Here is a 23,634-nt window from a genome sequence, read left to right as displayed (position 1 = left end):
CGACCGCAGTCCGATCGGCGTGCCGTAGCCCGCCGGGAACGGATTGCCCGCAACATTGTCGTCCGCCGTGTCGTTGGCATCCGCCGCGCCGGCCGAGTTAGCCGGCCGCTCGCCGATCGACTCGTCCATCACCACGCTGTTGGCAGTCGTCACGATCGCCGCCGTCGGGCCGTCGTCGTCGAAGTTGATGAACGAGCCGACCTCTTCGGTGTGGGCGTTGGTGCTCGTCGTCGAGAAATGGAACTCGGTGATGTCGCACCCTTCATTTGAATCGACCCCCGTAACCAGCAACCGATCCATTTGGCTGCTGGTGGTGACATCGACGGTGGTGATGTTATCGAGCCCGGTGATCGTGACGACGTTGGTCCCGAGCCCGCTGACGGTGACGTTAACGCTCCCCGCGACGTCATAGGTACCATTGACGGTAATGGGGGACGCTAACCCCGACTGCCCGGTCAACGTGACGCTGGTAATGGGCGCGGCGGTGGACGGGCTGCCGTCATAGAAGTTCAAGCCTTGCTCGTTGCCCGTAACGTCGAGGGCGGTGATCTTGATGTCCACCCGCAAATTCGGATTGGAAGGCGTGATTTGGTTGATCGTGAACCCGGCGTTCACGATGTTGTCGAGATGGCTGCCGTAAGCGATTTGCGAGGCAGTGCCCGCGGCCAAGGTGCTGCCGGTGATAAAGTCGACCTGCAGCGATTCGGTCGGATTAATGCTCTGGTTGTTGACGCCGAAGCCCTGTGTACTCACGTTGGCTGTGGCATTGTTCGCCCCCAGGAAGCCTGTCACCAGAAGCTGATTGGAAGCGCCACCGGACGAATTGATCGCGTAGAAATCATGATTGCCGGGCGCGGCGTTCTGGCCTGAGAAATTAGCTACGGTAGTCCCCGTGACCGAGGCGAACACATGATCAGTCAGATCGATGCGGTCGTCCGGGTTGGTCGCGTCCGGATGGAACAACGGCACATACTCGACCAGGTACAGGTCCGCATTGGTGGCGCTCGTGGGATCCAGCCCAAACGAGAAGGCGAGCGGCCCGTTCGCAGCGGGCGCGGCGAGCGGATCATCGGTGCCAATGACGCCGATCACGACGTTTGGATCAGTTGAGTCCTGGAACAGCCAGACATAATTGCCATCGACCGTCTGAATTTCGCTGTTCACGCCGACGGTGGTGGAAAACGGAGTCCCAGAGTCGTTCTGGGCGAGAACGACCGCGGTGATGGTATCGCTCCCGCTCGTCGAGGCCACCACGAAGTCCTCCTTGAAGGCGACCTCAAGCGCGGTGCCGAGATCCAGGAGATGTAGCAGCGTGGGGTTGGTGTTGCCGGTCGGATCAATATCACTGGGCTGCTGAAGTTCGGCGGTCTCATCGATGATGATGTCTTGAGGTGTGATTACGAGTGTCATGGAGATTCTCCCCTTTTTTTGAACGCATCAAGAAAAGGGCCCCCCTCTCCTGATGGCGGATGCCTCTACCCCGAGTGCATCCGCTGGCGCACATAATTGCGGCCTGTAATCCTCCATAGTGCCGCCGACGCAGAGGGCGCGTCCATTTGCGGTTCGATAGTGTTATGGTGAATGCCCCTACCTGATCGAACGATATACATCCTTCGACAGATCGAGCCGCGACAGGCGCTCGCGGGTAACCGCGTTGGTTTGGTGGATCGATCGATATGCCGTGGGTTTCCGGCCTGTTGCCGGTATCCTGTCGACGCAGCCTGCTTGCCGGCTGGGATCAAAGCCCGCTTTTGTGAGCTGGTCCTGTATGGTCGGCATGTTCGCCGAAAGTCGCCCAGGCGAGTTCCGCCCTGCTGCCGAGGCGGAGCTTCTCGTAGACGTGGTGCAGGTGCATCTTCACCGTGCCTTCGGATACATGCAGCCGCTGCGCGATGATCTTGTTGCGCAGGCCGCGTGAAACAAGGCCGGCGACTTCCGTCTCGCGTCCAGTAAGCTTCGGCGCGGGCTGAGGCAGCGGTCTCGGCATCAGCAGATGCTGGAGGATGTGGTTGTCGACCCACTTTCGGCCGGCTGCCACCGCATTGACGCATTCGCCAAGGTAGCTGTGGCTGATGCCGTCCATCAGCAGGCCGTCGGCATCGAGCCCCGGGATTTCGTTGAAGTCGAAGCCGCCGTTTGGCTGCAGGATGTAGATAATGCCCAAAGGGCTGCTGGTGGCTCTCAGCCTTGCGGACAGACCGGCCGTCTGCCGGTCCACAACATCCAACCCTATGATGACAAGATCAGGCCTGTGGCGCTCCACCAAGGGGAGAACCTCAATCGTGTGGTGGCATTCTGCGACAATGCTGTGCCCCGCCTTCCGCAAAACCCACTCCAGACCGGCGAGATACACCCCCCGCGGGTCCGCGACTACCAAGGTCGACATGTTACCCCGTCCGTAAAAAACGCAACGAACTTTGTTTAATATGTCAAGAAAACCAGAGCTTTGGGCGATTGTCAAGAAATTGCTAATATACTAATATAACCAAGGCTATAAAAGAAACCGTTGACGTTTTCTGTGCGTTCGATGGGCACCACCGAGACGCTCGTGACTGCGAAAGGTGCCGCTGAATCTTTGCACCTGTTCATCCGCCAGCGATGACAAGTTTTTGAAGGGTCTTCTCCCCGGGCAGACCGGCGGAGCTACTCGCAAAGCCAAATCATATGTTCTATGCTCGCTGGCATCACTGCGCTCGACCGCAATGATCGGAACTGAGGTCTGTTGTCCTGAGGCGGGGCATCCATGTTCGAGGTCGGCGGATTTTTTCGGCAGCAAATGTCGATGTCAAAGGGCCGGCGCATCGTCGGCGCCCTTGCTCTGGCCGCCGCTGTATTCGGGCTGTTGCTGCTCGCACCGGAAGGGGCCAACGCGCAGCCGAACTGGACCCTCGATCCGGCGAATTCGACGCTCACCTATCAATCGGTGAAGAAGAACACCATTGTCGAAACCAACAAGATCAGGAACCTCTCCGGCACGCTGACATCGGATGGCGCGGCCAAAGTCACGTTCGACCTCAACTCGGTCGACACCGGCATCGACCTTCGCAATGTGCGCATGCGCTTCCTGTTCTTCGAGACCTTCAAATTCCCGACAGCCGAAGTGACGGCGAAAGTCGATCCTGCCGCCTTCGCCGATCTGGCGACGAAGCGGCGGATGACGGCGCAGATTCCATTTCGGCTCAGCCTGCACGGCATCGACAAGGACCTTGAGGCCAATGTCGTGGTCACCATGATCACCGACTCGATGGTGTCGATCGCCTCGGAGGCGCCGGTCGCCGTGCATGTCGAGGACTTCGGCCTGCTTCCCAACATCGAAAAACTCCAGCAGGCGGCCAATGTCAGCAGCATCGTGCCGACGGCTTCGGTGTCCTTCGACTTCGTCTTCACCGCCGATGGTGCCAAGCCGGCCGCGCCACCTGCCGTCGCCGCCGCAGCCGATGCCGGGCCAGTTGCCACCGATGCCGGCAAGACGTCCTTCAGTGATGATGAATGCCTGAACAGGTTCGAGGTGCTGTCACGCACCGGGGCCATCTATTTCCGGCCGGCCAGCGCCCGGCTCGACGAAAAGAGCCGCCCGCTGCTGGCCGAGGTGGTCGGCGTCGTCGGCAAGTGTCCGAAACTGAAGGTCGAGGTGTCGGGCCATACCGATTCCGACGGCTCGCCGACGGCCAACAAGAACCTGTCGGAACGGCGCGCCAAGGCCGTCGCCGACGCGATCATCGCGGCCGGCATTCCATCGGCGCAGATCACGGCTTCCGGCTATGGCGAGGAAAAGCCGGTGGCGCCGAACGATACGCCGAAGAACAAGGCGCTGAACCGGCGGATCGAGTTCTCCGCCACGCCGCTCGCCAACTGAGCCGGCCCGTCAACCGAGAAGGAACCCGGTGCGTTTGGAGATGATGGCAAGTTGCGGCAATTTCATGCGCGGCATCGGACTGGCCATGCTGGCGCTGGTGTTGACCGTGAGCGCGGCCAGTGCCGAACGCCGCATTGCCCTGGTGCTCGGCAATTCCCATTACCAGAACGCGCCGGTGCTGCCCAATCCGGTGAACGATGCGCAGGCAATGTCCGATCGCCTCAAGGGCCTGGGTTTCGAAATCGTCTCCGGCCTCGATCTCACCAAGGCGCAGACGCAGGAAAAGATCGCGCAATTCGCCAGGCAGGTGCGCGGCGCCGATGTCGCGCTGTTCTTCTATGCCGGCCACGGGCTGCAGGTCTCCGGCAGGAATTACCTGCTGCCTGTCGATGCGGCGCTGGAGGACGAGACCTCACTCGACTTCGAAGCCGTGCAGGTGGATTTCATCCTGCGGCAGATGTCGCGCGAGACCAGCATCAGGCTGGTTTTCCTCGACGCCTGCCGCGACAACCCGCTTGCCGATGTGCTGGCCAAGGAGACCGGCGGCGACAGCACGGCAAGCAGCGGCCTTGCCGAAATTCCGATCGAGAATGGCGGCGCCGGCACGCTGGTCGCCTTCGCTGCCAGTCCCAACCAACTGGCCTATGACGGATCGGGCGAGCATTCGCCATTTTCAGCGGCGCTGCTTGCCCATATCGGCGAGGCCAACGTCTCGATCACTGAAGCGATGAACCGGGTTACGTCAGATGTGTTCAAGGCCACCGCCGGCCGCCAACGGCCCTGGATCAACGTCTCGCTGACGACCGATGTCGTGCTTCACAAGGTCGATCTCAACGCGCCGCTGATCGTCGGCGATTCGAACGCGGCGGCGCCCGAAGGCGATTCACAGGCGCGCACCGGCGCCGCCGCCAATGCGCCGGGTGCCGACGCCGGCGAGCAGGCGCTGGAAAAGCTGCGTGAGGAAATTCCGAAGCTGGGCTCGGACGCGCCGGTCCTTTTCGACGTTCCGGTCAATTTTGGCGACCCGGCGATCGATGGCAAGAGCATCGCCCAGCTCATCCAGGGAAAGCCGCATTTCAGTCCGGTCGAGGGCCTGGAAAAGTCCGTCTGGGACAACCAGTGCAGCAACTGCCATCAATGGACCGAGGAGCGGCTGTGCGACCAGGCCAAGACCTACGTCACCAATGATGTCTCGGTGTTGCGCCTGCAACACCCGCTGGGCACGCGCTTCAAGGTGGCGCTGGGCAAATGGGCGCAAAACGGCTGCAAATGAGACCGCTGCAAATGAGAGCAGTCAGGCTCTGCGCAGCGCCTCGGTTTCGGCAAGATGGATGCCCATTTCGACAAAGGCGGTGAGCACGGAGAAACGGTCCGCCACCGCAACGCGCGCCAGTCCGGCCAGAATGCCGGCATTGACGGCATGAGCAGCGGGCAGCGGCCGCAGCCTCGACCCGTTGGTCTGATCCGCCAGGCCATTGATATGCCGTTCCACCGCCAGCGCGATCCAGCCGGCAGGGGTCTGCTGCCGCACTGTTGCCGCCTCGGCGACAGCCGCCCGGCGGCTCGCATTGTTGGGTTCGCCGACCCAGTCCTGGACCAGCGCCAGCGTTTCGAGATCCTGCTCCTCGAGCAGCTCGGTCAGGTGGCCCAGACACTCATGGCCCCACCAGATCGCCGCCCGGTCGGGCAGGAGATAGGCGCAAAAGGTGATCGCTTCCTCGGGGATGCGCCCGGCCATCAGCCGGCGGCAGAACTCGAGCGAGGGTTGGTCGGTGGGAACAGCCGTCATGTCCCAGGCAACGGCGCTGTTTGCGGCGAAGAGATCGCGTGCGGTCTGGAATTGAAGCCCGTTGACCATCGCTGCTGTTGTCCTCCCCAACTCTCACTCAACTCGCCTGCGAGGCGCGGGTCAAGCCTGCCGACCGCCACATGTCCATGACGTTGTTCACAGACAAACGCGCCGCGCTTTGGTATATTCCACAACCTGACCCACGATTCCGAAAAAAGGCGAAGCCGGCTTTCGGAGAGATGGTCGAACGGAACATGGAGCCTGACCGTCTTGGTCCGACGGATCGGGCTTTGGTGATATCGGAAGCTCAGAGCAATTCCAGGAAAGGTGTGAAGCGGCTTTCCGTCCGGAATTGCGTCGAAACAATGAGTCAGAGCAGGAGTAACCGTTATGCAGCGGGGCATTTCAGTCTTAGCGTTGGCGGCCGTGCTTTTTTCGACGCACGCCTATGCCGACCCACTTCAGAAATCGGAAGACATTGTGAAGTTCTTTGCCGGCGCGATCGATCACGGCGCGGCGCGCGGGATCTGCGTCGGCACCGAAGATGAGTGCAAGAGCAAGACCAGCCAGAAAGACAAGCCGCCGGAGAAGACCGGCCTCGATATGCTGATCAACTTCAGCCTGGATTCGTCCGAGCTCGACGCCAAGGCGCGCAGCGAACTCGACGAGTTCGCCAAGGCGCTGAAGGACGATCGGCTGAGCAAGCTGTCCTTCGTCGTCGAAGGTTATACCGACGCGTCCGGCTCAGCAAACTACAATGAGGGCCTGTCGCAGCGCAGGGCGCAATCGGTGACGGCTTTCCTGGAATCCAACGGCATCGAATCCACGCGCATCAAGGCGGTCGGCCTCGGCGAGGCCAATCCACGCAACCCCAACCCCTACGATCCCACCAATCGCCGGGTCGAGATGCGTATAAAGGCGCAGTAGCTTTGCTTGCTGCTCTCTGTCGACCTAACGGCAACGCCGCGCGTCCAACGGACACGCGGCGTTTTTTGCTGTTTGATGTGATCGATCAGTTCTTGAGCACGCCGCCGACCGCTACGCCGGTGCCGAAGATCAGCGCCTTGGTCAGGAAATCATTGTTGTCCTGTGGCGGCGGTTCGTCCTCGCGCACGACCTCGCGGTTGCGCCTTTTCTGCACGAACTGCTGTTGTCCGCGCGGCTTCTGGGCGTACTGCTTCTTGCGCGGTTTCTCCGCCACCGGCTTCAGCGTGCGGGCCTTCTGCACCACCTGTTTTTTCGGCTTGTCCACGCCGGCCTGGTCGGCCTCATGCTTGGCGCGCACGGCCTCCATCATCGGATCTGTCTGGATCTCCAGGAACGCCAGCTGCTCACGCGTCAGGAAGGTGGTTGGCGGCAGCCCGTTCTCCTCTTGCCAGTCGCCGATGGCTTGCCGGGTCTTGGCGCCGATGTTGCCGTCGACGCGGCCAAGCTCGTTGCCCAGCGCCTCGACCCGCAATTGCAGGTCGATGCGGCCCTGGCGATCGAGACCGATGGCGTTCTCCGTCTCCGCGGTGCCGAGCACCTTCTTCATATCGTCCGAAATGCCGACCGAGGTGCGCACGGCAGAGCCGGGGTTCGCTTCGGCAGCATCAAGCGCTGCGACTTCCCGTTCCTGGGCTTTCGGATCCTTCAGCGCGTCGATGTTCAGCCGCGCCACCGTGGCGAAGCGGCCATTCGGGAACTGTTCGAGATAGGCTTCGTAGAATGGCGCGGTGTTGCGCTTCGACGCCTCGTCCCACAGCCGTTGCTCGACTTCCCACGCAGGCGGTTCGCTAGCGACGGGGGTAGGGGCGGGCGCTGCGGTGGCGTTGGCGGTATCGGCGGCCGGCTTGGCCGCGGGCGCGGCTTCGGCGGCCGGTTTGCCAAGGAAGACCTCGCGGCCCAGCGATGCGTTGTGCCAGGGCCGCTGGCGGCCTTGGGTGGTCTCGGCGACTTCGCCGCGCACACGCGTCAGCGCGCTCTGGATCTCGACGCCGGGTTCGGTCAGGTGCCTGGCGAGCGCGGTGGAGTAGGGGCTGTCGACGCCGTTGCCGTCAAAGGCGATGGCGCCCGGGTCGGTGGCATAAGCAATGAGGATGCCGCCGGTTCCGACACCTTCCGATTTCGGATCGATCGGCGCCAGGCCGGTGCCCAGCGCGGTGGAGCGGGTCTTCGGCATCGCGGCGGCCAGTGTCCGTGCCAGCGGATTGTCGCGGCAGGCATCGAGGATGATGACGCCGACCGCCGGGTCCGGCGGCAGTGCCGCCATGAAGTCATCGATCTGGATGGTGCGGGTCTTGAGATAGGCCGGTGACGTCAGCTCGGCATCGACCGGGATCAAAAAGTTCTTGCCGTCGACCTGCATGCCGTGGCCGGCATAGAAAATGACGGCGAGGTCGGCATCGTAGGACTGCTCGGTGAACTTGCTGATCAGGCCGTGCATGCCGGCATTGTCCTGGTCGACGCCCTCGATCACCTCGAAGCCGGCATTGCGCAGCGTCGATGCGATGAGATGCGCGTCATTGGCCGGATTGGGCAACTCGACGGCATGGACGTATTTGCTGTTGCCGATGACCAGTGCGACGCGTTTAGCGCCAGGCGCCCCGGCATCCGGCGCTGCGGCCTGGACGGTGCCAAGCGCAGTCAGGATTAACAGAAAAAATCCGCTCAAAAGGACGGCAAACGCTTTCATAGGATCAGCCCTCCGCCCCAATGGGGCGCGTTATTGATGTCTGCGCATGCTAAATTTCACCAGCGACAGCGTCGCTTCTGCCAAAATGGCTCCTGGGCGTATGTGATCCCAGCCACAGTTTTGGTTCACAAGGACCCAAAAAACCTTCCAAATATCCGCTAATATACCATTTGCCGGCCTCAAAACCAATCGGCTTGGGGAGAACCGGGGCGGCCACTCGCTGAAACTGCGGCTAGCCAGGCTCAAGGCTGTTCTGAAGCGAACCCACCAGCGCCGCGATGGCCTGCTTGTACTTTTCGAACTCCGGCGATGTCTGGCGAACTTCCGTCGTCGTCTGCTGGCCTGCATCGGTCGTAGCGGGCGTGGGCAATTTGCGGCCCATTTTCCGTTCCGCCCAGTCGACGACGTAGCTGGCGGTCTTGCCGGTGAGGAAAGGGTTGGCCTGGATGACGGCAGAGCCAAGCACCGCGCTCAACTGCGCCGATCCAGGCGCCGCCAGCACCTGATGCGCGCCTTCCATGCCGAGGAAATGGCAGAGATAGAGCCGGCCGGCGGTGATCTGATGACCGCGCGCCTTGAGATAGGCCTCGCCCTCCCTTGCCAGATTGCGCACCATCTCGCGCGAGATGGTGGCGTCGTAGCGCAGCGCCAAAAGATCGGCGGTCGACAGCGAGCGCGCCAGTTCGGGGCGATAGGTGTTCATCATCCGAATCCAGGTCTTGGAGATGAACTGGCCGGCGCCTGTCGCCGAAGACAGCGGGTTCTTCGCCCGAGCACTGCCGCCCGATTCGACATGGACGATACGGTCGGTCAGCGTTTCGACGGCGGGATCGCTGGACGTGGCGGCGATCGTTGCGGTCACGGTGCCCAGCGGATCGATTGCCACGCCGCTCTGATAGAGTTCGAAATGCAGATGTGGACCTGTCGACAGGCCGGTGGTGCCGATATAGCCGATGATGTCGCCGGCCTTCACCTTGGTGCCGACACCGCTGGCAATGGCGAATTTCGACATATGCGCATAGCGCGTCTCGCGGCCGCCGGCATGCGCGATCTTTACCACATTGCCGTAACCGCCGCCATCGCCCTGGAAGATGATCTCGCCATCGAAGGCGGCGGCGATCGGCGTGCCGACAGGGGCTGCCCAGTCGACGCCCTTGTGGATGCGGACCACGCCGAGGATCGGATGCTTGCGCGGCCCGAAGGTCGACGTCATGACACCGCTGACCGGCGTCACCATGCCGTTGGCCACTGTCAGCGAGCGCACCTGGTCGTCGCCCGAGACGCAGGAAAACTGGCCGTCGCTTTGCTGGAAGACGAAACAGTCGAGGGTCTTTTGCGTGCCTTGCACGCCGACATAGAGCACCCGCCCGTCGGTCTCGTTCTTGCCGCGCGGCGTTTGCGAATAGATCAGCACCAGGCGCTGGTCCTCGCTGGCAAAGGCGTCCAGATCCTGCCCCCGCGACAGATACATGATGGCTTCGCCGATGATGCCGCTCGGCACATTGTTGCGCGCGGCCGTCGAATAAATCGCGTCGAGCAGGCGGTACTGTCGTTTCTGTGTGCCTTCGGTCTCGGCGCCCGAATAGTTGAACAGATCCTCGCGCACCCAGGGGTCGACACCCGACACGAAGGCGCCGGCCGCATTGCGCGTCAGCGTGCCGACAAAGACATTCTTGGCATAGATCGAGACCTGCATCAGCGACATTGTCGTGGTCTCGCGCGTCGGCCTGAAGCCGCGCATCGCCACGACATAGCCGGGCTGCAGGCCGTCCTTGTCGAACAGCGCCTTCAGCGCCTCGCCGGCAAGCTTTGCGTCCTCGGCGGAAAAATGTGCATCCAGCGCAACGCTGTCCAGGCTGCGGTCGTTGAGGATTTTCACGAACGTGTCCTCGGTCGCCTCGAAGCGCTGATATTCTGAGGTGACGGTGGCAACGCTGGTGTTGTTTTCGACCGCTGTCTTCTGGAAGGCGGGGAGTGCTGCTTCGCCCTCATCGATGGTCTCGCCCCAGCCGGCTTCGGGGTCATCGGCTGCCGCGGAATCTGAAACCGCCGGCGCATCTGGAGCCGCCTGTGTATCCGGAGCTGCCTCTGGGCCGGGGGGCGCCGGAGCCTCGTCCGCGCCTGGCAATGGATTCAGATCGTTCTGCAGGTCATTCTGCTGATCGCTGGGTTCGGTCGGCGGCGCGACCGCGGTCTTCCGCTGCGCCTGGAAGAAGGCGAAATCCTCCTGCGTCGACGGGATCGTCGTCATGAATTTTTCGCTGGCGCTGAGCATCACATCGGACAGGACTTCGATTTGCGGCGAGATGCCGGCCTGGTCGAGCTCCGCCGGGCGCGGCATCGCGCGACCCTTGGTTGCAGCACCTGCCTCGGGGGCCAGCGTGATCCACATCGGGTCGCCGGCAAGATCGATGATGGCGGGCACATAGACCGAGGCGTCGGCCGGCACGTCGTCCGAGCCTTCGACGGCGTGCAGCTCCTCGTCTTCGTCGCCAAACGACCAGTAGTCGGCGGTGAGGTAGAAACCGGTGGCGATCGCCGCAAGGACGATTGTCGCCAGGCCAGCCGCCAGTCCGAGCCAGATCCTGCGCCTGCGTTGCGCGGCGCGCGCCTGTTTTTTCGCCTTGAAACTGGTGTCGATGCTGTGCGTCACGGCGCGCTTCCGGTCAGGAAGAAGGTCCAGCGCACCTGTTCCTGCGTGTCGACTTCGAGAAACTTCGCGGCGATATGGCCGCGTTGCCAGCATTCGCCGATGCCGCGGATCGAGAACCGTCGCCGCTCGATGCACATCTCGGTGGAGCCGGCCAGGATGGCGTGGCCGAAGACATCCGTGGCGTAGATGTAGATGTAGCGGTTGGTCAGCTCCTCGCGGATGACGTTGACGCATTGATTGGCGCCGATGGTCCACCAGCCATCGGTCTGGTCGGCATCGTCGACCTTCTGCCCGACGGCGAGGTTGACGACGTCGAGGGTCTGGTTGCAGACGGTGAATTCGGCGCGCGCCTGTCCGGCGGAAAGAAGCGCCAGCAACAGCGTCGCAACCGCGATCGTGGCAAACTTCACGCGCGCATTCAGGGCAAGCAGGATGGGATCACGGCGACGGCGTTGCATCGGTGTCCGTGCTACCCGCCGAGGCGGAAATATTTGGCGGTCGCCGAAAATGCCGAGGTCCTGGCGCCGATCTCGTCGAGGATCCTGGGCAACAGTACCGAGGCCGGCGTCGGCGACGAGAAGTCCGCCGCCTTGATCTCGTCCGGACCGGTGATCACCATGATGATCTGCGGCAGCGCCTTGCCTGCCGCCTTGTCGGCGGCGCCGAGCCCGATCGGGATGCTGAAGGTCGCCTTGTCGGCTTGTGCGACAACACGGTCGTCGAGGTTGAAGGCAATGCCCCTGTGGTCGATCAGAATCACGCTCGACACCAGCCCGCCACGCGTCACCAGCGTGCCGCCGATCGGCGAACCGTCCGGCACCGATGTCTGGTCGAGCACCAGCTGCGGTCTGTCGGCCGTGCTTGCCCCCATGAAACGCAGGAAGGCGGTGATCCCGCATTGCGTGGGCTGGATGAGGCGGACGCTGATGTCCGGCTCGACATGGAACTTGGCCTGGAATTGCCCAAGCAACTGTTCGAACGGTGGCACCGACGTGCCGAAGCCTTCAATCGCGACACCCTTGTCGGTGGCTGATGTCACCGTCGCATAGAAACAGTCACCACCATTGAAGGCGCGTACCCAGGTAACCCGCTCCGCGGCCGCAGCGGCCGGCGGCGGCACCTCCGGTTTGGGCACATTCATGGCAACATCAGGGTTCACTGGCTTGTCAACCTGCTCACCGCTGGCAATATCGGGCTGGCTTGGCTTGGGCTCCGCGGTCGGTTCAGGCGCCTGCGCCTCGGGTTTGGGGGCTTGAGCGGTGGGTTCCGGCGTCGGTGCTACGGGTTTGGGTGCCTCGGCCGTTGGTTCAGGTATTTGCGTGGTCGGCGCTGTCGCCTTGGTCTCTACCGGCGGGCCGGCAGGCTCGGGGTTCTTCACGGCCTCGGGCTGTGATGGGTCGGATGGCGGTTGCAGCTCAACGGTCTTGTCGGTTGGTTCGGCTGGCTGCGGGGCCGTGGCGCTCGACCCGACTGGCGGCGTCGGCTTGACCGGCGCTTTGGCCTGATCTTCAACCGGAGTATCTGCTGGTTGCGGCTTTGGCACGACCTCTTCCACCGGCGCAGTGTCCGGGGCGGGCTTGTCCGCGACGACCGGCTTTTTCAGCTCGGGTTGGAGCGTCGGTGTCTTGCCGGTATCGGTGACGGGAGGTCGGTCTCCAAAACCCAGAATGCCCGATGCATAGAGCCCCCCCAGCGAAGCCACGACAACCGCCGCTAGCGCCGCGATCGTCAGGCTTCGGCCTGAAGTAGCAGGCTTCGTCGGTGTGCTTGCTCGCTTGGGAGTTTCAGCAACCGGTTTCGGTTGCGACAGATGCGCCGGGCGGACGTGCGGCACGAAGGATGGCTCTGCCGTGCCGCTTGCGGGGGGCGCACTAAGGCCCTGCGAGCCCTCAACCTTCGAGACAGGCCCGGCGGTCTGCCCGGTTCGAGGCAGACCGGGCCGGGGCGCAAGCGAGGCCGGCGGTAAGGTCGCGTCGCTGTCGTCGCGGGTCAACCGGGCGATTTCGGCCATGCTGGCCGGCCGATCGTTCGGATCGGGCTGCAGCATCGCTTCGACAATGTCCCTGAAATCGGCATCGATGCCGGAGAGATCAGGCACGGTCCGCCGCTTTTCGACGATCTCGTATTGCGAGCCGCCCATGTCGATCGGCTTGCCGCGCAGCGCCGCTGCCAGCACCAGCCCCAGGCTGTAGATGTCGGACTGTTCGCTGACCTCGCCGCCATAGAGCCCGAGCTGCTCGGGCGAGACGTAGTTGTATTTTCCGGCGAACTTGCCGCCGATCAGCGTCTCGCCACCGACCGCCGCAGATCGCGCAATGCCGAAATCGATGATCTTTGCCCGCTCGACCCGGCCGCCCGGCAGGATGATGTTGTCGGGCGAGAGATCGCGGTGAATGGCGCCGGCCTGGTGCACGGCGCTCAGGCCCGATGCCAGCCGGTGGCACAGCTTGCGCACATCCTGCGTCGCCATCGCGCCGCCGCGCATGACGTCGTAAAGCGACTGGCCGTCGACGAATTCCATCGCCAGATAGGGCCGCCCTATACCGGGATCGATGGTGAAGACGTGGTAGCGCACCACGGCGTCATGCGACAGATGGTTGAGGATCGAGGCTTCCTTGCGAAACAGCGACAGGATCGTCTGGTCCCGGGCGAATTCCGGCAGCACGATCTTGATCGCGACATGATCGCCGGTCTGGATGTTGTGGCCGCGATAGACCTCGCCCATGCCGCCCGACGCGATGCGTTCGTCGAGTTCGTAGATGCCGCTGAGCTGCGTGCCGACGCTGGTATCCGCCATATTGGGCAATAGCCGCGTCTTGTCGTCGGAGCTCATCGGTCGTGGCCTCCTGCGCGGGACAGGCCATTGCTTTTGTCTTTGATCTTGACCAGCACGATGGTGACATTGTCGGTGCCGCCGCGCTCAAGCACCATGGCAAGCAGCTTTTCGCAGGCAGCTTGTGGTGCTGCCGAGAGCACTGCGGCAGCGATCTCCGCATCGCTGACATGCGCCGTCAGACCGTCCGTGCTGAGGATGAAAATGTCACCGGCCAGCGTCTCGCCTTGCTGGAAGTCGATGGCGATCTCGTCGTTGACGCCGATGGCGCGGGTGATGACGTTGCGCCGCGGCCAGTTCTCCGCCTCGGCCGCACTGATCGCGCCGCTGTCCAGCAGTTCCTGGACCTCGGTGTGGTCGCGCGAAATCTGCGAGATTGCAGCGTCGCGCACGAGATAGACGCGGCTGTCGCCCGACCACAGGCAGGCGAACCTGCCGTCCATGGCCAGCAGTGCCGCAACGGTGGAGCCGATGGTCACGCCGCGTGAGCGCGAAATCCTGCGGATCTCGGCATGCGCCCGGTTCAACCGGTCCTCGAAGCGCGCACGCAGATCCGGCGCCGAGCTGGCAATGCCGATCGTTGCCAGATGCTCGACAATGCTTGCCGAGGCCACCTCTCCGGCCTCATGCCCGCCCATGCCGTCGGCGACCACCCAGAGGCCGATCTGCGGCTCGACCAGATAGCTGTCTTCATTGTGGTCGCGCACGCAGCCCTGGTGGCTCACGCCGTAGCTCTCAAAGGCGGCACCGCTCACTTGCCTACCCTCCGCAACGCATTGTCGGCCGTGCCTCGCCAGTCTGCCACAGGCCTATCCATTAGAGTATCGAAATCTAAGCCGCTGATGACGGACGGTGGGGTGCCGCTGCTCTCTCTGCGCCCCGCAATCGCCGATCCTGCCATGCAATTCCCCATCAGAAAGCCTTCGGACAGCTGAAGGCGGAAAGCGCCGGCAGCGTGAATGGGTTGCCGTCCTCGCCGGTCTTGATCGTGTAGGCGACATCGCGCCCGCCGATGACGAAATGCGCTTCGAGACTGTCGCCATTGGCGGTGACCTGCCCCTTGTCCAGCAATCGTTTCAACGCCCAGGGGCCGTCGAACTTGATCGCCGACTCGCGCCCCGGCAGTTCCGGCGTCAGGCTGAGGCTGGCCGAGCCGGTCTTGCCCGGCCACGGAATCAGGCCCGGCGTGTTGCCGGCCTGGGTGGCCTGCAGAACCTGGCCGTCGATGTTGAGCAGGGCCATGTCGGCGTCGCCATGCAACGACAACGGCGTGAAGGTGATGTTGATCGACGGCACCGGGCCGCCGAGCGGAAAGAAAGCGGCGCGGATTTGTGCTGCAAGCTGAAAATTCCTGAGCGTCGATTTCGCCAGATTGCGGCCGAACTTGGTATCCTGTTTCCAGTCCCAGTCCTGGCCGCTCATGTCGACCAGCGACGCCAGGTTCTGCGCGAAGAACCGGTCGAGAACCCCGCCCGGAGAAAACAGCCTGGCAAAATCCGCCATGGCGACATCGTCGGTGCCGGCGGGGGCGAAGGGAAAGCGCCCGGCAATCACCTCTTCGCACGGACGGCCGACGGTCTCTTCCAGCATTTCGTTGAGATGCGTGGTCGATGTTTCGGCGACAGTGCCCTCGAAATCATCCGCCGCCGCACTGACCATCCTGGCCAGCGCCTTCGGCAGCCGCGAGGCATTGGCGCGCAGCGTCGAGATCTGCAGCTGCAGATTGGCGTTGGCCTGGTCCGTCTGCGCGGGGACATCGGCCGCCAGCCGCACGCTCTGATAGATTTCGCGGAAATTCTGGGTCAGAGCATCGAGCGGACGCTGGCCGGGTGCGCCGGCCACCAAAGCCTGGAAAGACCGGAACTGGGCTTCGATGTTGGCGCCCGGATCCTGGCTCTGCGTGCTGACAAAGGCGGTCCCGGCCCGGCTTTGCGATTTGCGCGCGGCAAGCTCGATGCCGATGCGGGCGAGACCCTTGGCGCGAGCGGCGGTTTCCTGGTCGCTGTCTTGAGACGGCGCGGCCGGATTGCGCTCTTGCGTCAAAGCCGTTTCGCGCGCGATCGCCTCGAACAGCTGCATCAGCGGCGAGGTCGGCGAGCCGGCGGCGGACAGCGCCAGATATTGCGGCTTGTCGGCGGCCATCGCCTTGAACTTCAACCTGTCGAGCACCTCGTTCCACGCCGCCGCAAAACCCTTGCCGTAGCGATCGAGCAGCTCGGGGCCGAGCTTGAGCAATTCCTGGTCGAAACCGCCTTGCTCGCCGCTGCTGCCGATCACCCACTGGTCGTCGACCAGCGCCTGCGCGATCTTGGCGAGCTGCGCCAGATAGAAGTCGAAGCCAGCATGGGTGTAGAGACCCGGGACGCGAAGCGAGGCGAGATCGTTGCCGTCATTGCGCTCGAACAGCACCGGCGCTTCCGGGCCGGCTTGCGAGGGCACCGAAAAATCACTGAGTTCCGCCGCATAGGTGGCCGACTGGATGAGCGCGGTGGCCCGGTCGGCCAGCGTCATGCGGCCGAGCGAGCGCTGAGCGGATTCGACCAGCGAACGGTTGAGTTCGAACGAGGGGTCCTGGTCGTCGTCGAGCGACAGCATGGCGCGCAAATGCTTCTCCAGTTGCGCCCGGCCGTCGCGATTGTGGGCGCCGGGATAGCGGTTCTGTTCCCAGTCCCGTTTCAGCCAGGTGACGACCAGTTCGTCATCGACTTTCGGCGCCTTGCCGCCCAGCATCAGGTAAATCTTCAGCGGCTCGTACAGCGCCATCGGATCGGCCATCCTGGCGTCGATCGTGCGTTCGAGCTGGAACAGCAGGCGCGAGCGGAACATGCGCTCCAGCCCTTGCCGGTAGGCGGTCTCGGAGGCAGACAGGACACGCTCACGCTGGCTGAGGCCGAACGTCGCTTCGGCCGGCGTCGGCTGGTCTTTTGCGTCATAGCCGGCCGGCAGGCCGCGCAGCGCATCGAGCGCGCCTATGACGGTTTCGAGGTCGGCATCCGACACCGTCGTGCTCGCAAGCAATGGCGCGGCTGTCTCGCGGTATTGGCCTGCCGCCTGGCTGGTGGCGGCGACCAGCGATTTGTTTGTTGTAAAGCTCAGGCCGAGAACGCCAAGTCCGGCAGCCGCTATGGCCGCTATCGCCGCCAGACCGGCATAGCGGGCGATCGCGACCCGCCTGTCGGCCGCCCGGTCATAGGAGACCCAGCCGGACTCGGCGAAGATGACCCGGCTCAACAGATCGTGCAGGAAGAAGCTTTTGCCGGTGCCGGAAAGATGCGCCTGGGCGTTCTTGCCGAAACTGCGGCCGATGCTGCCGAGCAGCTGGTCGATTGGCGTGCCTTCCTGCGTGCCGGAGGAAAAATAGAGGCCGCGCAAGGGGGCGTTCAGCTGCTTGCGCGTCGGCTCGAAGACGCCGTCGAGGAAATTCACGATCCGGCCTTTCAGCGCCCCGAGCTGCGCGGCAAAGCCGAAAATGGCGATGCGGGCGACGGGATCGGCCTCCGCCTGCAGCCGCTCGCTCATCTCTGCGGTCAGGCGCTTCACCAGCGCGTCGAATTCGGCCGGGGCCTCACCGACCATGTTCAGGCCACGCTCGGCGGTCTGGAAGGTCGCGCCCCAGACCTTGCGCCGGCGTGCTTCGTCGAAAGTGCCGAAAGTCTCCATGAATCCAGAGACCAGATCGGCCTTGGTGAACAGCACATAGACCGGGAAGCGGACCTTCAGGACCGCATGGATTTCCTGCAATCGGCTGCGGATCTCGGCGACATGGGCGGCCTGCTCGCCGTCCGCCATCAGGTCGGCAAGGCTGATCGCCAGGATGACGCCGTTGATCGGCTGCCGAGCCCGATGCCGCTTGAGCAGCGACAGGAAAGCCAGCCAGCTTTTGCTGTCGGTCCCCGCATGCGAGTCCTGTGTCGTGTAGCGCCCGGCCGTGTCGATCAGCACCGCCTCGTCGGTGAACCACCAGTCGCAATTGCGCGTGCCGCCGACGCCGGCCACCGGCTGCGCCTGGCCCGACCCGGCAAGCGGAAAGTTCAGCCCGGAATTGACCAGTGCGGTGGTTTTGCCGGCACCCGGCGGGCCGATGACGATGTACCAGGGCACCTCGTAGAGGAAGTTGCGCTTGCCGCTCGACTGCCTGAGCATTGCAACCGCCTCGCTCATGCGGGCTTCCAGCACCTTTGCATCGCTGCCGTCATCCTCTGCGCTCGCCATGGCGGCCTCCAGCGCCTTCTGCGCCTTGCGCCTTCGCCAGAACCTGACCGCATAAATGACCACTGCCGTTCCAACCACAACGCCGATGATCACGGCGCGCAGCCAGACGGAGTCCAGCGGTCTGGCGCCGTCGAAGCGGATCAAGGGGCCTGCGAACCAGACCGCGGCGGCAAAGCCGGCCAGCGCGAGCGTGCTGAAGATGCGCAGCAGCCAGCCGGTCACAGCGTCTCCTCCCGCGGAATCATCACATCGACACGGCGGTTTTTGGCGCGGCCCTCCGGCGTTGCATTGTCGGCGATGGGCTCGTCCTCGCCCTTGCCCTCGACCTTTGTCCGCGACGGATCGCTGAAATGCGCCGCAATCATCTTTTCGACCGATTGCGCCCGGGCGACGGAGAGGTCGAAATTCGACTTGAAGGCGCTCGTCTTCTTCGGTTTGACGTTGTCGGTGTGACCGACGATCCGGACCGGCCCGCGTTCGGCATTGAGAGCCGCCGCGATGCTGATCGCCACCGGCTCGAACTCGGCTTTGACATCGGCTCGTCCGGACTGGAACAGCAAGGCGTTGCTGATTTCCACGACGATGAAATCGCCCTTGGTTCCGACGCTGACGCCACCGGCTTCGATCTCCTTGCCCAGCGCGTTGCGGATGCGATCGACCTGCGCAATCGTCGCTGGTGCCGCGACGACTTTCACCTCCTCGGTCAGCGGCACGAAGCCGGTGCGCTCGATGGTGACCGGCGCTGCCGGATTGAGCGCCAGCAATTCGCCGGCGACGGCCTCGCCGTCATTGGTGATGAGAACCCGCAGCGTGAAAAAGGCTGCGGTCAAAACCGCGGCCGTCGCTGCGGCGATGGCCCAGAGCGGAACCCGCCTGGAGCCTTGCGCTGACGTCAGCGACAGGCCTTGCCAGCGCGGTGAGATGTCGTCGTCACCGGGGACGTGGAAATAGGCGAGCGTTTCGTAGACGTCGCGGCGGACACGTTCGAGGCCCTCGCGCGGCTGGCCGCGATACTGGCCTTCGAAGCCAAGCGACAGGCTGATATGCATCAGTTCGATGAGGTTGCGATGCGGTTCGGGCGTCGCCAGCACCGTATTCAGCGCCTGGAAGAAACCGGCGCCGGTGGGTTTGACCTGGAAGAAGTGCTGCAGCATGCTGTGCTGTGCCCACATCTCCCGGCCGGAGCCGGGCAGGTTGGCGATGATATCGTCGGCGGTTTCGCAAAGCACATAGCTGGCGATGCGCGCATCCTCTTCCGAGGTGTCGGTCCTGGCGATCTTGCGGTCGAAATCCTCGATCAGGCCGGCGACATGTTCCGCCAAGGGCTCGGCCTGTCTTTCGACAGCCACCAGCCGCAGGTGACCGAGCAGCATCAGCAACGGCGCCGCGGCAGCGACGATCGGGTTGGCCGTTCCATAGTCGACGCCGTCGCCGGCGCCGAGCAGCGCATCCAATGGCGTTTTCCCCGCCGTCTCGGCCGGAAACGACGGACCAGCGGGCGCTGCGGCGAAAGGCGCGCCTTGATAGATAACTGTCCCGGTTACGTCGGCCGGTGGTGGCGGCTGGCGGCCGGCGTTGGCATCGAAAACCGTCGATTGCGGGATGCTGGCAGGGGCGATCACGGTGCTGTTGGGCGCCGGCGCATCGCGGGCCGTCTTCTGCTTGCGGCCGGGATTGGGACGGCTGGGGCGGATGACGGTCTTTCCGGCCGGATCGAAAGGATCGTCCTTCGAGCTCATCGCCGATCCCTGCCTCTATCTACGCGCGCGTCACGCGACGCGCAGCGCCAAGCCCGCGCGAACGCGGACCGCAGGACGCTATCTCGCCGTGACATGACATCTGCCGCAGACCCCCGAGGTCGACCAACCGTACCCGCGTGCTCAATTGTCGTATGTGATCGTAGTCTCAGAAGGTTCCGATTGAAACCCGGCGCAATTTTGGTCGCCAGCCGCCGCCCGGGTCGGCCTCGTGGCAGGCGAGGTCAGCTCTTGCCTGTCGGTTTCTGTTTGGCGGCCTTGGCGTAGGCCTCGCTGAAATAGGTGAGGAATATGTCCAAGAGGCCGTTTTCGTGCGCTTCCTCCTTGGCCCGCCAGGTCGCGACCAGCGCGTCCCAGGCGCGCGTCTTCTTCGAAGCAAAGGAGGTCGGCGGCAGTTTTTTGGCGATCGCCTCGGGCGACAAATCGTCGAGCAGCCGCGCCAGTGCCGCCTGCATGGCGGCGAAGGTGGCGAATTCATGCGTCTTGAGGTCGTGGAAAGCGTCTTCGATACTATGCCTGGCATCGAGATAGCCGGCCCTGCGCCGCGCGAACATGATGTCGAGGATTTCGTCCGTCCCGGGCACGAACTTGAGCGGATTGTTGTCGGCGGCGTTGATCATGGTTCGATCGCTGGTCCTGGCCAGGACTTTCGCGGCGGCGCGCGCCTTCAACAGCAGCACCAGCTCGTCGACGACGATCCGCAACACGGCGCCGATCTCACCGGCCACCTCATGCGGCTGGCGCAGCAGAAGCACTTCCGGCGGGATGCCGGCGCCGGCGGCAATCGCGCGCAGGATCTCGTCGGCTTGCTGTGGCCGGCTGGAGACCGATGCCGGTGGCGCGGCCGACGACCGGGGCGCTGCGACATGGTCTGAAAAGGATCCAGCGGCGGGCATCTGCCGTTGCGTCGAGCCATGGCCACCGAAGGCTGGGTTCCCGTCATCGATCGATACCGACACGACATAGCGCCCGATCCGAAGCCGGTCGCCTTGCGCAAGCCGGTGCGGGCCGGTCAGGCGCTGGCTCGAGCCATTGACGAATGTGCCGTTGCGCGAGACGTCGTAGAGAAAGAAAGCGCCGCCTTCATAGCGGATTTCGCAGTGCCGGCCGGAGATGAATTTGTCCGGATCGGGCAAGGTCCAGGCGCAGTTCTCGCGTCCGATCTCGAAGCCGCGGTCGCGCGATGCGTAGCCGGGCGGCAGCCCGCCGGGCAGGACATCGACATTGCTGATCTGCAGACTGATGAACATCCAATATGGCCCGTCGACCGCTGGCTTTGCCGTTGATCCGATGCGCCACAGTCTAGCAGTTTGCGGGCACAGCGGGAGAGCGGCGTTTCACACTGGCGAAAGCGGCGCAAACATACCCTGATCGCCGCTTGCCCTCTTTGGTCTGCCACAGAACATGTGGTAGCCTCAACATGGCTGGGTTGGCAAATTCGGAAATGTCCTTGAACGTGAGGTCGTTAACACAAGAAGGGCTTCGAACCTGCCACACTAGCGTCCAGGAGGGGCACGAGCCATGCCGAGTGAACAACGCGCCGCACTTGTGCAGACGCCGGTCGGCGCCGAGCTGTTGACCTTCACGCATCTCGTCGGTCGCGACGAGATCAGCCGCTGTCTTGCCTACACCGTGGGATTTGTCAGCACCAATCCCGACATCGATCCACTGAAGATGCTGGGCGGCGTCGTCTCGATCGAAGGCGAGGCCGACCCGAAGCGCTGGTTCAGCGGCCTCATTTCCGAGTTTCGCCTCACCCGCATCGAAGACCGGTTGGCCTATTACGAGGCGGTCGTCAGGCCGTGGCTGTGGTTCCTCGGCAATACCACCGACTGCCGCATCTTCCAGGACAAGAGCGTCGTCGAGATCGTCGAGGAAATCTTCTCCAAATATGGCGGCATCGCCAAGTTCGAGAAGCGGCTGCAGGGGTCCTATCCGCCGCGCGAATATTGCGTGCAATATGACGAGAGCGATCTCGATTTCGTGCAGCGGCTGCTCGAGCACGAAGGCATCCTGTATTTCTTCGAGCATGCCGAGGGCGAGCACAAACTGATCCTGGCCGACGCCATGAGCAAGCTGAAGCCCGCGCCGGGCTATGAGACGGTGCTCTATCAATTCGAAGGGCAGGGCTCGCGCCGCGACGTCGAATACATCACCGAATGGATTCCAGGCAGCGCGGTGCGCCCGGGCGCCTATGCCCACACCGACTATGATTTCGAGAAGCCGGCCGCCGACCTGATGGCGAAGTCGGCGCAGCCCTTCGGCCACAAGCAGGCCGCAGGCGAGAACTATCGCCACCCCGGCGCGCATCTGGAAGTCGGCCGCGGCGACAGCCTGGCGGCGATCAGGCGCGAGGAGATCCAGGCGCCGCACATGCGCATTGCCGCCGTCGGCACCGTGCGCGGCCTGTTCTCCGGCTGCACCTTCAAGCTAGACGGCTTTCCGCGCGACGATCAGAACAAGGAATATCTGGTGGTTAGCGCAGAATACCGACTGTTCGATCCGGGCTATCGCGCCGGCGTCGACACCGACGGCGAGAATTTCAAGGTCGTGCTCGGCGTGGCGCCGACTTCAGTTGCTTATCGGCCGCCGCGGATTACGGCGCGGCCGATCATGCGCGGGCCGCAGACGGCCACCGTGGTCGGTCCGTCCGGCGAGGAAATCTTCACCGACAAATATGCCCGGGTGAAAGTGCAGTTCCACTGGGACCGCCTGGGCAAGAAGGACCAGAAGAGCTCCTGCTTCGTGCGGGTCTCGCAGACCTGGGCCGGCAGCGGCTGGGGCTTCATCCAGATCCCGCGCATCGGCCAGGAAGTGATCGTCGATTTCATCGAAGGCAATCCGGACCTGCCGATCATCACCGGTCGGGTCTACAACGCCTCGCAGATGCCGCCCTATGGGCTGCCCGGCAACGCCACGCAGTCGGGTTGGAAGTCCAATTCGTCGAAGGGCGGTGGCGGCTACAACGAGCTGATGTTCGAGGACAAGGCCGGCTCCGAGCTGGTCAATTTCCAGGCGCAGAAGGACCACCACCTTCTGATCAAGAATGATCGCAAGAAGCTGGTCCAGCACGACCAGTCCGACCGCATCGACCACGACGCAAAACACTCCGTCGGCCACAACCTCGACGAGGACGTCGGCAACAACAAGACGATAAAGGTCGGCGTCGACCAGACCACCAACATCGGGTCGAACGACACCGAGACGGTGGGTGCCAACCGTTCGCTGACGGTGATGGCGAACGAGACGATTCATGTCGTGTCGAATTCGACGGAGAACATCGACGCCAACCATTCGCAGACCGTCGGAATTGTGCAGACGGTCACGGTCGGGGCGGCGCGCGTCGATACTGTCGGAGCGGCGGAACAGCGCACCGTCGGCGGACTCCAGAGCAACACGATCGGCGCGACGCGCTCGGTCACGGTCGGTATCAGCCAGAGCCACAGCATCGGGACTAGCGATACCTGGACCATAGGCGCGGGACAGAACATCAGCATCGGTGCCGGACAGTCGGTTGCGATCGCCGCATCCCAGACGACGGACGTAGGCGCCTCACGCGCTGCTAACATCAAGTCGAACGACAGCACCGACGTCGGCGGCGGTTACATCCTGAAGGTAGCGAAGGGCAGCCTTACCGACGTGAAGGAGAATACCGGCATCAAGGTCGGTAAGAGCCTGTCAGTGGAAGCAGCCGACGACATTACCCTCAAGTGCGGCAGCTCCAAGATCGTGATGAAGAAGGACGGTACCATCATCATCGACGGCAAGGACATCACGGTGACGGGTTCAGGGAAAATCAACGTCAAGGCGTCGAGCGATGTCATCATCAAAGGCTCGAAGATCAACGAGAATTGAGGGAC

The 23,634-nt window shown here is 63.5% G+C and carries 14 protein-coding genes and 1 pseudogene; 4 read left to right on the top strand and 11 right to left on the bottom strand.

Annotation, left to right across the window (positions count from 1 at the left end; all coding sequences use genetic code 11):
* Together AC1DYO_RS20190 and AC1DYO_RS20185 are read right to left on the bottom strand one after the other, a co-directional pair.
* Nucleotides 1–1,410 (bottom strand): annotated as a pseudogene (locus AC1DYO_RS20190) (DUF5801 repeats-in-toxin domain-containing protein); the annotation flags it as partial.
* 328 nt (nt 1,411–1,738) lie between these two features.
* Nucleotides 1,739–2,386, bottom strand: a complete 648-nt coding sequence (locus tag AC1DYO_RS20185) for a LuxR C-terminal-related transcriptional regulator (protein WP_477266246.1) — start codon at nt 2,384–2,386, stop codon at nt 1,739–1,741.
* A 396-nt stretch (nt 2,387–2,782) separates the two neighbouring features.
* Here AC1DYO_RS20185 and AC1DYO_RS20180 point away from each other — a divergent pair, with 396 nt between their 5' ends.
* Together AC1DYO_RS20180 and AC1DYO_RS20175 are read left to right on the top strand one after the other, a co-directional pair.
* On the top strand, nt 2,783–3,856 hold the full coding sequence (locus tag AC1DYO_RS20180) for an OmpA family protein (RefSeq protein WP_477266244.1): 1,074 nt from the start codon (nt 2,783–2,785) through the stop codon (nt 3,854–3,856).
* A 28-nt stretch (nt 3,857–3,884) separates the two neighbouring features.
* Nucleotides 3,885–5,129, top strand: coding sequence for a caspase family protein (locus AC1DYO_RS20175; RefSeq protein ID WP_477266242.1), 1,245 nt, complete (start codon nt 3,885–3,887; stop codon nt 5,127–5,129).
* A 21-nt stretch (nt 5,130–5,150) separates the two neighbouring features.
* Here the strand turns inward: AC1DYO_RS20175 and AC1DYO_RS20170 are convergent, their stop codons facing one another.
* Nucleotides 5,151–5,714: a DUF6931 family protein gene (locus AC1DYO_RS20170; protein WP_477266240.1), complete on the bottom strand. Its 564-nt coding sequence runs from the start codon at nt 5,712–5,714 to the stop codon at nt 5,151–5,153.
* Nucleotides 5,715–6,035: 321 nt separating this feature from the next.
* Between AC1DYO_RS20170 and AC1DYO_RS20165 the strand changes: the two genes are divergently transcribed.
* A complete protein-coding gene (locus tag AC1DYO_RS20165) occupies nt 6,036–6,572 on the top strand; it encodes an OmpA family protein (protein WP_477266238.1) in 537 nt (178 codons plus the stop codon).
* Nucleotides 6,573–6,657: 85 nt separating this feature from the next.
* Here the strand turns inward: AC1DYO_RS20165 and AC1DYO_RS20160 are convergent, their stop codons facing one another.
* From AC1DYO_RS20160 to tagH, 8 genes are all read right to left on the bottom strand, one after another.
* Nucleotides 6,658–8,319: a caspase family protein gene (locus AC1DYO_RS20160; RefSeq protein ID WP_477266236.1), complete on the bottom strand. Its 1,662-nt coding sequence runs from the start codon at nt 8,317–8,319 to the stop codon at nt 6,658–6,660.
* Between the two features lie 232 nt (nt 8,320–8,551).
* Nucleotides 8,552–10,972, bottom strand: a complete 2,421-nt coding sequence (locus AC1DYO_RS20155) for a M23 family metallopeptidase (protein WP_477266234.1) — start codon at nt 10,970–10,972, stop codon at nt 8,552–8,554.
* On the bottom strand, nt 10,969–11,382 hold the full coding sequence (locus tag AC1DYO_RS20150) for a DUF1036 domain-containing protein (protein ID WP_477266232.1): 414 nt from the start codon (nt 11,380–11,382) through the stop codon (nt 10,969–10,971). The genes AC1DYO_RS20155 and AC1DYO_RS20150 overlap by 4 nt, the downstream gene beginning before the upstream one ends.
* 59 nt (nt 11,383–11,441) lie before the next feature.
* A complete protein-coding gene (locus AC1DYO_RS20145) occupies nt 11,442–13,805 on the bottom strand; it encodes a serine/threonine-protein kinase (protein ID WP_477266230.1) in 2,364 nt (787 codons plus the stop codon).
* Complete coding sequence (locus tag AC1DYO_RS20140) at nt 13,802–14,560, bottom strand: PP2C family protein-serine/threonine phosphatase (protein WP_477266228.1); 759 nt, start codon at nt 14,558–14,560, stop codon at nt 13,802–13,804. Before AC1DYO_RS20140 ends, AC1DYO_RS20145 begins: the two co-directional genes overlap by 4 nt.
* 157 nt (nt 14,561–14,717) lie before the next feature.
* Nucleotides 14,718–18,239, bottom strand: coding sequence for a type VI secretion system membrane subunit TssM (gene tssM / locus AC1DYO_RS20135; protein WP_477266226.1), 3,522 nt, complete (start codon nt 18,237–18,239; stop codon nt 14,718–14,720).
* Nucleotides 18,236–19,756 carry a type VI secretion system protein TssL, long form gene (gene tssL / locus AC1DYO_RS20130; RefSeq protein ID WP_477266224.1) on the bottom strand — a complete coding sequence of 507 codons (1,521 nt, stop codon included), beginning with the start codon at nt 19,754–19,756 and terminating at the stop codon, nt 18,236–18,238. The genes tssM and tssL overlap by 4 nt, the downstream gene beginning before the upstream one ends.
* Nucleotides 19,757–19,998: 242 nt before the next feature.
* The gene (gene tagH, locus AC1DYO_RS20125) at nt 19,999–21,024 is read right to left on the bottom strand and encodes a type VI secretion system-associated FHA domain protein TagH (RefSeq protein WP_477266222.1); all 1,026 of its coding nucleotides are present in this window, start codon (nt 21,022–21,024) and stop codon (nt 19,999–20,001) included.
* A gap of 271 nt (nt 21,025–21,295) precedes the next feature.
* Here tagH and AC1DYO_RS20120 point away from each other — a divergent pair, with 271 nt between their 5' ends.
* Nucleotides 21,296–23,629 carry a type VI secretion system Vgr family protein gene (locus tag AC1DYO_RS20120; protein ID WP_477266220.1) on the top strand — a complete coding sequence of 778 codons (2,334 nt, stop codon included), beginning with the start codon at nt 21,296–21,298 and terminating at the stop codon, nt 23,627–23,629.
* The last annotated feature ends 5 nt before the right edge of the window (nt 23,630–23,634 follow it).

It is taken from the genome of Mesorhizobium sp. P2_F5, assembly GCF_056403715.1.
The sequence above is the reverse complement of the archived record's forward strand: the minus strand, read 5'-3'. Positions and strand labels throughout refer to the sequence as shown.